Annotated in this window: 11 protein-coding genes; 6 read left to right on the forward strand and 5 right to left on the reverse strand. The window is 64.3% G+C overall.

The annotated features are described in order from the left end of the window. Positions 1 to 65: 65 nt before the first annotated feature. Positions 66 to 1,391, reverse strand: a complete 1,326-nt coding sequence (xylA, locus tag NMG70_RS08945; protein WP_254024162.1) for a xylose isomerase — start codon at positions 1,389 to 1,391, stop codon at positions 66 to 68. Positions 1,392 to 1,503: 112 nt separating this feature from the next. On the opposite strand from xylA, the gene NMG70_RS08950 reads away from it, so the two are divergent. Beyond that, positions 1,504 to 1,866, forward strand: a complete 363-nt coding sequence (locus NMG70_RS08950; RefSeq protein ID WP_254024163.1) for a nuclear transport factor 2 family protein — start codon at positions 1,504 to 1,506, stop codon at positions 1,864 to 1,866. 29 nt (positions 1,867 to 1,895) lie between these two features. Here the strand turns inward: NMG70_RS08950 and xylB are convergent, their stop codons facing one another. From xylB to NMG70_RS08965, 3 genes are all read right to left on the reverse strand, one after another. Continuing rightward, entirely contained in the window at positions 1,896 to 3,350 is a 1,455-nt protein-coding gene (gene xylB, locus NMG70_RS08955; protein ID WP_254024164.1) for a xylulokinase, read from the reverse strand. Positions 3,351 to 3,430: 80 nt separating this feature from the next. After that, the gene (locus NMG70_RS08960; RefSeq protein ID WP_254024165.1) at positions 3,431 to 4,753 is read right to left on the reverse strand and encodes a tetratricopeptide repeat protein; all 1,323 of its coding nucleotides are present in this window, start codon (positions 4,751 to 4,753) and stop codon (positions 3,431 to 3,433) included. Between the two features lie 9 nt (positions 4,754 to 4,762). Next, a complete protein-coding gene (locus tag NMG70_RS08965) occupies positions 4,763 to 5,386 on the reverse strand; it encodes a LysE family translocator (protein ID WP_254024166.1) in 624 nt (207 codons plus the stop codon). A gap of 188 nt (positions 5,387 to 5,574) precedes the next feature. On the opposite strand from NMG70_RS08965, the gene NMG70_RS08970 reads away from it, so the two are divergent. From NMG70_RS08970 to NMG70_RS08990, 5 genes are all read left to right on the forward strand, one after another. Further along, entirely contained in the window at positions 5,575 to 6,342 is a 768-nt protein-coding gene (locus NMG70_RS08970) for a L,D-transpeptidase (protein ID WP_254024167.1), read from the forward strand. 119 nt (positions 6,343 to 6,461) lie between these two features. Then, positions 6,462 to 7,628, forward strand: coding sequence for a diphosphate--fructose-6-phosphate 1-phosphotransferase (locus tag NMG70_RS08975; protein ID WP_254024168.1), 1,167 nt, complete (start codon positions 6,462 to 6,464; stop codon positions 7,626 to 7,628). Positions 7,629 to 7,679: 51 nt separating this feature from the next. Further along, on the forward strand, positions 7,680 to 8,399 hold the full coding sequence (locus NMG70_RS08980; protein ID WP_254024169.1) for an MBL fold metallo-hydrolase: 720 nt from the start codon (positions 7,680 to 7,682) through the stop codon (positions 8,397 to 8,399). Positions 8,400 to 8,936: 537 nt separating this feature from the next. Further along, entirely contained in the window at positions 8,937 to 9,548 is a 612-nt protein-coding gene (locus NMG70_RS08985) for a molybdopterin-dependent oxidoreductase (RefSeq protein ID WP_254024170.1), read from the forward strand. Further along, positions 9,545 to 10,291: an FAD-binding oxidoreductase gene (locus NMG70_RS08990; RefSeq protein ID WP_254024171.1), complete on the forward strand. Its 747-nt coding sequence runs from the start codon at positions 9,545 to 9,547 to the stop codon at positions 10,289 to 10,291. Before NMG70_RS08985 ends, NMG70_RS08990 begins: the two co-directional genes overlap by 4 nt. Positions 10,292 to 10,303: 12 nt before the next feature. Here the strand turns inward: NMG70_RS08990 and NMG70_RS08995 are convergent, their stop codons facing one another. Beyond that, positions 10,304 to 11,419: an FAD-binding oxidoreductase gene (locus NMG70_RS08995; RefSeq protein WP_254024172.1), complete on the reverse strand. Its 1,116-nt coding sequence runs from the start codon at positions 11,417 to 11,419 to the stop codon at positions 10,304 to 10,306. Between the last annotated feature and the right edge of the window lie 21 nt (positions 11,420 to 11,440).

The raw sequence follows: 11,440 nt of genomic DNA on the forward strand, positions 1-11,440 counted from the left end.
TTCCGCCCTCGCGCAAAGCTGTTCCTGGCCGGCGGGTCGGTCAAGAGACCCGCCGGTGCGGCACCTCAGACGTACCGGTTGACGATATTCTCGAGCAGTTCCTGGCGGCCGGATCTCGGCTGCGGCTCGATCTTCTTCTTGACGACGCGCTCGGTGATCTCCTCCAGCGTCCGCTTGCCGGCAAGCATCGCCTTGGCCTCGGCCGAGTTCCAGCCGGCATAGCGCTCGGCCAGCGGGGCCGACAGCGCCTTGTCCCCGACCATGCGCGCGGCGGCCTTGAGGCCGCGTGCGCAGCAATCCATGCCGCCGATATGGCCAATCAGCAGATCCTGCGGATCGAGCGACTGTCGCCTAAGCTTGGCGTCGAAATTGGTGCCGCCGGACTTGAAGCCGCCGGCCTGCAGGACCTGATAGTAGGCCAGCGCCATCTCCGGCACATTGTTGGGGAACTGGTCGGTGTCCCAGCCCGACTGGTAGTCGTTGCGGTTCATGTCGATCGAGCCGAAAATGCCGAGCGCATTGGCCAGTGCCAATTCATGCTCGAAAGAATGGCCGGCCAGGATCGCGTGGCCCTGCTCGATGTTGAGCTTGACCTCCTTCTCCAGCCCGAAGCGTTTGAGGAAGCCGTAAACGGTGGCGACGTCATAGTCGTACTGGTGCTTGGTCGGCTCCTGCGGCTTCGGCTCGATCAGGATGGTGCCCTTGAAGCCGATCCGGTGCTTGTAGTCGACGACCAGGCTGAGGAAACGGCCGGCCTGTTCCTGCTCGCGGGCAAGGTCGGTGTTGAGCAGCGTCTCATAGCCCTCACGGCCGCCCCACAGCACATAGTTCTCGCCCTTCAGCCGCTTGGTGACATCGATGCAGTGCTTCACCGTCGCTGCCGCATAGGCAAAGACGTCCGGGTCGGGATTGGTGGCGGCTCCCGCCATGAAGCGGCGATTGGAGAACAGGTTGGCCGTGCCCCAGAGCAGCTTGACGCCGGTCTGCTTCATCTTTGTTGCAAAATAATCTGATATCTCGTCGAGCCGCGCGGCACTTTCAGAAAAGTCTTTTCCCTCCGGCCGCACATCGGCATCGTGGAAGCAGAAATGGGGAACACCCAGCAGCGAAAACATGTCGAAGGCGACATCGGCCTTGAGCTTGGCCAGTTCCATCGTGTCGGTGACACCGGCCTCGGCGAACCACGGCCGCTCGAAGGTCTGGCCGCCGAACGGATCGCCGCCCGGCCAGGCGAAGGAATGCCAGTAGGCGACGGCAAAGCGCAAATGGTCTTCCAGCCGCCTGCCGGCGACAACCTCCTCGGGATTGTAGAACCGGTAGCCCAGCGGATTGGTCGAATCCGGCCCCTCATATTTGATCTTCTGGATGTCGCCGAAAAAGCCGCTGGTCATGTCTGTCTGTCCTCTCGCAGGTTCCGTCCTGATTACCTCAGGCGTAATTGGTTTCGCGCTGGCGCTGGATGAAAAGGGTCATGTCAAAGCCACTCAACAACGGAGACAGACCATGACCGACATCAACACGATCGCCGAAAACTACATCGCCGCCTGGAACGAGAGCGACGCCGCGCGCCGGCAAGCCTTGCTCAAGGCGGCCTTCACCGAGGACGTCAGCTACCGCGATCCGATCATGCAGGGCGACGGCCATGACGGCGTCGCCGCACTGATCGACGGCGTCCAGCAGCGTTTTGCCGGCTTCCGGTTTTCGCTGAAGGGGAAGCCGGACGGGTTTGGCGACACGATCCGCTTCTCGTGGAATCTCGGGCCGGAAGGCGCTGATTCCGTCATCGAAGGCACCGACATCGGCGTCATCGACAATGGCCGCCTGAAAAGCGTCACCGGCTTTCTCGACAAAGTTCCGGCACAGTGACTCGGGCCGCAGCGGAGGTGTGAAACCACTCACGCCGTGGCCGCCTTGATAGCTGGGTAAAGCAAGCGGTAGCGCTGATAGGCATCAGCATAGGCGTTGCTTAGCGCGGCGACCGGTTCGATGGTGGCATCGGTGGCCGGCGCCGTGCACACTCTGAGCGGATCGGCACCCCTCGCCGCGATCAGGCCAAGCCTCGCTGCACCGAAGGCGGCGCCGAAATCGCCGTCGGCGGGAATGTCGACGGGCAGGCCGAGCGCGGTGGCGATTGCCTTCAGCCAGTAGTGCGAGCGCGAGCCGCCGCCGATCGCCGTCACCCGCGTCAGCGTCGTGCCGGCCTTGGCCAGGGCTTCGAGACTGTCACGGAAGGCGAAAGCCACGCCCTCCAGCACGGCCTGGGTCAACACGGCGCGGCTCGATTCATGCGCAAGCCCGGTAAACGAGCCGCGAATGGCCGAATCATTGTGCGGCGTGCGCTCGCCGGAGAGATAGGGCAGGAAGGACACGCCGGTCGGCGCCTTCAGCGTATCGCCAAGCTCGGTGGTCAGCTCGCCGGCGCCTTTGCCTGATATCTCCGACAGCCAGTTGAGCGAATCGGTTGCCGACAGGATGACGCCCATCTGGTGCCAGGTGTAGGGCAGCGCGTGGCAGAATGTGTGCACCGCGCTTTCCGGGTTGGGCAGATAGGACGCATTGGCGGCAAACAGCACGCCTGACGTGCCAAGCGAGACAAAAGCCTGGCCGGCGGCGACCGTGCCCATGCCGCAAGCCGACGCCGCATTGTCGCCGGCGCCGCCGGCGATCGGGATGGCCGCCTGCATTCCCCATTTCGAGGCCAGTTCGCTGCGCAACGCGCCGGCCTTCTCGGTGCCTTCGACCAGTGACGGCATCTGCTTCTCGTCGAGCGACGTGGCGGAAAGCAGGTCGGATGACCAGCCTCGCTTGCCGACATCGAGCCAGGACGTGCCGGCCGAGTCCGACATCTCCGAAATATGTTCGCCGGTGAGCCAGAGCCGCAGGAAATCCTTCGGCAGCAGGACCTTTGTCACCTTGGCGAAAACATCCGGCTCGTTGTTTTTCACCCAGACCAGCTTTGGCGCGGTGAAACCGGGAAAGACGATGTTGCCGGTCAGCTTGCGAAAGCGCGGGTCGGTGTCGAGCTTGGCCGCCTCGGCATGGCTGCGCGTGTCGTTCCACAGGATGCAGGGGCGCAGCACCTGGTCGCCGGCATCGAGCAATGTAGCGCCATGCATCTGGCCGGACAGGCCGATCCCTTTGACGGCGGCGAGCTGTTCTGGATGAGAACCCTTGAGCTCGGTGATCGCTTCCTCGCAGGCGCGGATCCAGTCGGCGGGGTTCTGCTCCGACCAGCCGGGGTGCGGCCGCGACACGTCGAGTGACGCGTGGCCGGAGCCGATGATGCTCTGCCCGGCATCGATCAACAGCGCCTTGACGCCCGACGTGCCCAGATCGAGGCCGAGATACATGGTGTCCTCCCAATGCCGTTAATTTTTTCGGATCTCGAAAAAATCTGACTGGCAGTTTTTAAGACAAGATCCGCCTCCGGTCAATTCTCCGACAAATCGGTGGCGCGCCGCGAAAGCAGCGCCGAGAGCGGGCTGTCGGGCCGCGCTAGCGCGCGTTCCGCGGCGAGTGCCCTTGCCAACGCATGGTCGCCCGACCGTAGCGCCGCCTCGATCAGCGTCAGGTCGACGACGTCGCGTTGCGCATGACTGCCGCCGAAGCGGTGGGCGATCGCCCGGATCGGCCGGATCAGGCGGACCGTCTCGGTGTAGGTGCCGTCGCCGAACGCCTTAATGGCGAGCGTCAGGGGATAGCCGACATCCCGGGTAAAGGCGGCGTTGTCGTCGTGGCCGCGCATGGCTTCGCGCTGCGCCTCGAGTAAGGCGCGAACAGGCGCTTCTTGGCCGGCGCCTACGAAGGCCATTATCGCGTGGGCATCGTTGAAGGCATAATTGCCGGCGCTGGCCTTGGCCCAGTTGGCGGCGAGCGCCGCCCAGCGGCCGCCGACAGCGACGCCACCGAGATGCAGTCGCCACAGGATCGCCGAGGCATCGACCATGTTGAGCGCCAGCGTCGAGCGCTCGCCATAGATCGGCCCGTCATAGAGCGCCAGCACCTCGTCGGTCTCGCCGAGATCGTAATGGAACAGCGCCAGATGCCACCAATTGTGCACTTGCAGGAAGCTTTCCCGCGTCCACGCTTCGGGGTTGGCGCGCATCCAAGCGATGCCGTCCTTTTGCCGGCTCTGCATTTCCATGACGTGGGCGACGGCGTGCTGTGCCCAGCCGTCACGTGGCTCGATGTCGACTGCCATGCGGCCAAGCTTTTCGGCGCGCGCATAGTCGCCCATTTCCTCCAGTCCGAACGCCTGCATGCCGAGTTTGGCGTGGTAGCCTGGCATGCCGCTTTGCCACGACGGCAGCGCGCGGCCGATGCGGTCGCGCAGCATGCGGGCATTGCCGGTGAAGAAATCGATCTGGTGCCCGGTCTGCAGCGCCAGCGCGTCGAGCGGAAACTCGATGACGATATCCTCGAGCAGACGAGCGGCTTCATGCCAGCGTCCTGCGGCAAGATGGCCAAGTGCTGCGACATGCGCCTGCTCGCGCGGCGTGGCGGCAAGCGGCAGTGCCGCCTCGTGGCATGTCCTGGCCACGGCTGCCGCCTCGCGCTCGGTGGCGAGGCCGAAGAGATAGCCCTTGAACACATGCGCCATGACGAAGCCGGGATCCTCGGCGATGGCGCGATCGACCGAGCCGACCGGATCGCCGATGAAGCATTGCAGTTCGCGCACAGCCTGGCTGTAGGACGAGAACCCGGCCTCAGTCGCGCCAGAAAATGTCAGCCCGAATGCATCCCTGACTGCCACGTCATGTCCTCAATTGCCCGAGCGTATCGCCACCGTGGCGATACCGGCGCCGACCAGCAGCGTGCCGCCGGTGCGGTTGAAGATGCGGATCGCCCGGGGATTACGCACGACGTTGCGCGCCCTTGCCGCGATCAGCGCGTAGCCGAAGGCATTGGCGAAGGCGAGCACCAGGAAGGTCGTTTCGAAGATCAGCATCTGCGTCCAGAAATCGGCGTGCCGGTCGAGGAACTGCGGCAGGAAGGCGACGAAGAAGGTGATGCTTTTCGGATTGAGCGCGGTGACCAGCCAGGCATGCGCCATCATCTTGGCCGAGGCCACCGCGTCCAGGCGCGGCTCCGCCTTGAGCGTGCCGCCGGCGCGAAACAGCTTTATGCCGAGATAGATCAAATAACCGGCGCCGACCACCTTCAGCACCGTGAACACGGTGGCCGACGCCGCCAGCAGCGCGCCGATGCCCAGCATTGACAGCGTCATCGCGGTAAAATCGCCAAATGCCACGCCAACCGCCATCGGCAGCGCCGTGCGCCAGCCCTGGCCGAGCGCATAGGACACGACCAGAAGGATGGTCGGGCCGGGAATGACAAGAAGGATCGTCGAGGCGGCGGCAAAGGCGGCCCAGTTTTCGAAGGACATGATCGTCTCCTTGAGCTCAAAGAAGAGGATAAATCCTTGGGCTCGCAAAGATGTAAAGGGGCAAAAATCGAAAATGTCCCTGGTTAACATCAGGCAGCGGTTCTTCACGCTTTTTCAACCATGATTGGTGAAAATGCACTCTATCCGGCCGGACCGTGTTTCCCGCCGACAGCGTAGGGTTTGGGTAGATGCGTGAGTTGCCGCAAGGTCTGACGCCGCCGCACGATGGCGACGAAATCGAAATTTCCGAAATCCAGCTTTCCCGCCGCGCAGTGTTGTCCGGCGCCGGTGCGCTGGCGCTGCTCGGCGTCACCGGCTGCAGCCAGACGCTCGACCTGTCGGCGCTGCAACTCGACGGCGTCACCACCGGCGCGATCACCCCTATCCGCCCGAGCATCAGCGTCGACAAGAACATCACCAGCCCTGGTGTGATGTATGCCTCCGTCACCGACGGCGGCTTCACGCTGCCGGAAGTGCCCTACCTCAAGGTTAAGCCGGAGTTCCGCCGCCAGATCGTCGTCGACCCGACCGGCGAGCAGCCCGGCACCATCGTCGTCCATTCGCAGGAGCGGCTGCTCTATCTGGTGCAGCCCGGCGGTGACGCGATCCGTTACGGCGTCGGCATCGGCAAGGAAGGCTTCCGCTGGTCCGGCCGCGCCAACATCCAGTACGGCAAGGAATGGCCGACCTGGAGGCCGCCGGCCGAGATGATCGCCCGCAAGCCGGAACTGGTGAAATGGCAGGCCGGGCAGCCCGGCGGCCTCGACAACCCGCTCGGCGCGCGTGCGCTGTACATCTACCAGAACGGCCAGGACACCGGCTACCGCATCCACGGTTCGCCCGAATGGTGGAGCATCGGCCAGGCGATGTCGTCGGGTTGCGTTCGCCTGATCAATCAGGACATCATCGACCTCTACAGCCGCGTCTCCAGGAAGAACCCGGTCGTCGTCGTCTGACCCTCCCGGTCATCGTCTGTAAACGATGCGGCTGGCGCGGCCGCTCGACTCTCCCGTTGCGCGATCTCGCAAGACAGGCGAATGTGCCTTGCAAAGCCACTGCTCGGGAGACGTGAAGCATGTCCGGAACTTTTGTCATCGCGCAAGGCGGCGGCCCGACCGCCGTCATCAACCAGACGGTGGTGGGCGCCACACTCGAGATTCGCAGGCGGCATCCCGGCGCCAAGGTTTTGGGCTCGATCCATGGCGTGCGCGGCATCCGCGACGGCAACTATGTCGATCTTTCGGCGATTGCCGAGGACCGGCTGCGGCTGATTGCGGCGACGCCGAGCGCCGCGCTTGGCTCGACCCGCGACAAGCCGGACGAGGCCTATTGCGAGATCATCCTCAACGGCCTGAAGAAGGCGGGCGCCGATGCCTTCATCTACATCGGCGGCAACGACACGTCCGGCACGCAGCAGATTCTGACCGACGCAGCCGGCGGCAAGATGGCTTTTGTCCATGCGCCGAAAACCATCGACAACGATCTCGAGGAGAACGACCACACGCCGGGCTTCATTTCGGCAGCCGAGTTCGTCGCCGGCGCTTTTCTCTCGGTCGACCTCGATTTCCGTGCCCTGCCGGGCATCTATGTCGGCATCGTCATGGGCCGGCACGCCGGCTTCCTCACCGCCGCCGCCGCCGCATGGCAGCTTGATCGCGACAGCGGCCCGCATCTCGTCTATGTGCCGGAGCGTCCGTTCTCGGCTTCAGCCTTCATCGACGACGTGCGCGCCACGCTCGATCGCCACAAGCGCTGCATCGTCGCAGTCTCCGAAGGCGTCAGCACCGCCGACGGCAAGGCGCTGGTCGAAAGCCTTGTGCCGCCGGACAAACTGGAGCGCGATGCGCATGGCAATGTCAAGCTGTCGGGCAGCGACCTGCCGGCCGCCCTCGAGCGCGCGCTGGCCGAAGGATTGCCGGGCAAGCGGGCGCGCGTCGATGCGCTAGGCTACATGCCGCGCGGCTATGTCGGCGCCATCAATGCCGTCGATGCGCAGGAAGCCTTCGATGCCGGCGCTTTCGCCGTCAAGGTGGCGGAAGAGGGAGGCGGCTCGGTGGCACTGCAATATGACGGCGAGAAAACCGTGCTTAACAAGGTGCCGCTGAAAAACGTCGCCGGCAAAACCCGTCACATGCCCGACGATTTCATGCTGCCGGATGTCAACCGGCTCTCCGACGCAGGAATGGCCTATCTGAAGCGGCTGGTCCCCGAAAAGTACAAGGTCGGAAAGCCGTTCGTCTGATGCCAGCTCGCCTCGGATGCCGGAAATCTCGTGATGCCGGATTTCTCCTAGATGCTTGACTGGTTCAGCAAGACCGTCGTCGACGCCGATACGACGATGCTGACCGAGCCGTTCGTGCATGATTTCGTGCGCGCCAACATCTGGCATCTGCGCGGCCGCGACGTCGACCTGCTTGTCGACACCGGCATGGGGATTTGCCCGCTGGCGCCACAGATCGACACGCCTGATGGCAAGCCGCTGCTCGTCGTCGCCACCCATATCCACCTCGACCATGTCGGTTCGCTGCACGAATTCCCGCTGCGGGCGGGACCGAGGATGAGTGCCGCGCAATTCGACAGCATGGACGACGCCGTCACCTACGCCCACATGTTTCATGATCTCGACGGCGCCGTCTCGAAGCTGCCGGCGCCCGGCTGGAAAGCGGCCGAATACAGAATCCCGCCGGCACCGCTGACGCGGACGCTTGACGAGGGCGATCTGGTCGACCTTGGCGACCGGCAATTCCGCGTGCTGCATCTGCCCGGCCATTCGCCCGATTCGATTGCGCTGTTCGATGAGGCCGACGGCCTGTTCTTCGCCGGCGACGCCATCTACGACGCCATGCTGATCGACGACCTGCCGGATTCCGACCGATCAGCCTATCGCCGAACCATGCAGCGGCTGCTCGATCTGCCTGTCAGCATCGGCCATGGCGGGCATGGACCAAGCTTCGACGCCAAACGGATGCGCGAGATCGCCACCGGTTATCTCAGGCGGGCAGACGGCGCATAGGAGCCTTCGATGGCCGGAAGGACGGAGCCGGGAAGAAATGCGGGCTCGTGATCCCGTCAGCAATTTTGTTCTTGTTTTGTGCCGGCAACTATGCTATCAATTTCTGCATGGCGCTGAATCGCGCCACCGACCCGCCGCGACGCGGTTTTTTGTTTCAGGTGGCGCCATTCCCCTCATCAGAGGTTCGAATGCAGCGAGCTGACGACACCGACCCATTAAATTAAATCTTCGCCATCCGCACAGCAGGGCCTTCGTGCTTCTGCGATCGGCTTCGGTCCGATGGACGTCACGCCGGATGTGCGACAGGCGATGAACCTGACGCCCAACTAGCGCGGCGCGCTGGTGGACAGCGTCGATCCTGACAGGGCGGCGTCGGCTTCCGGCATCCAGGCCGGCGCCGCTGCGGAAGTTGGCAGTCCCGCGAGGCTGAGAGCAAGCTTGGTCGCAGGTTCGGCCAAGAATCTGGTTGCCCGCCAGAGCATCTTCGAGAAGACTAGTGAAGGCCGACAGGCGGCCTGATGCAAACGGATTGTCTCGATGATCACCCGCGGCTTCTCTTCAGGACGAAAGCCCCCGACGGATGCGGATGCCCGTATCCCGCCGGGGCAGTATCTCGAGCAAGGGTTTCCGGTGCTGTCGGCCGGGCCGACGCCGCGCGTGCGCACCGAGGACTGGTCGTTCACGCTCAAGCACGGACCGCGGCCGATCAAGACGTGGAACTGGACAGAGTTCAACGCGCTGCCTTTGGCCAAGATGACGCGCGACATCCATTGTGTCACCGCGTGGACCAAGTTCGACACGGCGTGGCAAGGTGTGCTGGTCGACGATATTCTGGCGGATGCCGGCATCGAGCCACCGACGGCCTTCACACTGGCGCTGTCCTTCGACGGCTATACCACCAACGTGCCGACGCAGGATCTCACCGCCGGCAAGGCGATGGTGGCGCTGCTTTACGAAGGCAAGCCGATCACGCCGGACCATGGCGGCCCAGCCCGGCTGCTGGTTCCGCATCTCTATTTCTGGAAATCGGCCAAATGGCTGAACGGGCTGCAGTTCACCGAGCGCGACGAGCCGGGCTTCTGGGAACTGCGCGGCTATCACATCTATGGCGACCCGTGGCGCGAGCAGCGCTATACGAGCGATCCATGAGCGACCGGCCGGCGGCGCAGTCGCCCTGGCAGACGGTGACCATCAGCCGCATCGAGAAGCGCACGCCGCGCGTTACCAGCTTTTTCCTCGAGCCGTCGCGGCCCTTTGCCTATCGTGCCGGGCAGCATGTCGATGTCAGGCTGACGGCGCCGGACGGCTATCAGGCGCGCCGCTCCTACTCCATCGCCTCGGCGCCGGAAGCCGGCGAGACGATCGAACTGGCGATCGAAAGGCTCGATGACGGCGAGGTCTCACCCTTCTTCCACGATATCGCGGCGGTTGGCGACGAGGTCGAACTGCGCGGACCGCTCGGCGGCCACTTCGTCTGGTCCGACAGCGACGGCGGCCCGCTTCTGCTGGTCGGCGGCGGGTCCGGCGTGGTGCCGCTGATGGCGATGATCCGCCATCGCGCCGCGCGCAAATCGACGGTGCTCGTGGCACTGGTATTTTCCGCACGGGTCTGGGACGAGGTGATCTTTCGCGACGAGCTGATCGACCTCCACGATCGCCGGGACGGTTTCGATCTGGTGTTGGCGCTGACCCGCGAGTCCGCCCGGCGCCCGGCGGACTATTCGCGGCGGCTCGATGTCGCGATGATGGAGCAATCGATGCTGCGGCTGCCCGCGCCGCCAAGGTTCGCCTTTGTCTGCGGCTCGAATGCGTTTGTGTCGGCTGCCGCCCAGGCGCTGATCGATGCCGGCGTTCCGGCAAGCCTCATCCGCACCGAGCGCTACGGGGTTTAAGCTCCCCGCCGGTCAGGCGTCGATCTCGATCGCCGTCAGCGGCTTCGAACAGCAGGCAAGGATGAAGCCATCGTCGATCTCGTGATCGAGGATGCCGCCATTGTGGCTCATCTCGACTGTCCCCGAGACCTTTTTCACCTTGCAGGTTCCGCACAGGCCGAACTCGCAGGCCGCCGGGATGCGCACGCCCGAAGCGCGCGCCGTCTGCAGCACGGTTTGGCCGGCAACGCAGTCGGCATCGACATCCGAAAGCGAAAAGCGGATCGGCGTTGCGGCGTCGGCAGGTACCTCGATCCCGCCCTCTGCCGGCCCACCTCCTGCCGGCGAACCGAACGGGGCCGGTATTTCCTCCACCCCTGGGGCCGCAAAGCTTTCCTGATGATAGTTGGCCATGTCGAAGCCGGCCGCCTCCAGCATCTGCCGCACGGCGCGCATGAACGGGTCGGGGCCGCAGCAGAAAATTTCGCGCTCGCGAAAATCGGGCGCCAGCAGCGGCAGCCTTATCGCGTCGATCCGGCCCATATGGCCGAACCAGCCCTCACGGCTGGACCGCTCCTCGATCATGAAGCCGAGCGTCAGGCCCGGCATGCGGCTGCCGAGCAGCTCGAGCTCCTTGCGGAAGATGATCTCCTCGGGCTTTCGCGCGCAGTTGACGAAGCCGACGTCTGTCCATGGCGCGCAGTCGTTCAGCCAGCGCAGCATCGACATCATCGGCGTCACGCCGGAGCCGGCCGAAATGAACAGATACCTGGCCGCGGGATGGCTGTGCAGCGAAAAGTCGCCCGCCGGCCCATAGGCCTTCACATGAACGCCGGGTTTCAGATTGTCGAACATCCAGCGCGTGCCGAGGCTGCCGGCCTGCGCTTTCACCGTCACCGCGATCGAGAACGGCCGCGACGGCGAGGACGACAGCGTATAGGTCCGCATCAGCGGGCCCTCGGTGGTCGGCAGTTCCAGCGTCACGAACTGCCCTGGTCTGTAACGGAACCAGGTCTGGTTGTCGGAGCGGAAGGTGAAGGTCTTCACGTCAGGCGCCTCGTCGCTGACGCCGATCACTTCCAGCACCTGGAGCCTATCGTTCCAGGGCGCCATCTCGTCGAGATGGCGGTAGAGGCCAAGGTCCGTCATCGCATTCATCCCCTTGACCTC

Source organism: Mesorhizobium ventifaucium, assembly GCF_935822925.1.
GTDB classification, from domain to species: Bacteria; Pseudomonadota; Alphaproteobacteria; order Rhizobiales; family Rhizobiaceae; genus Mesorhizobium; species Mesorhizobium ventifaucium.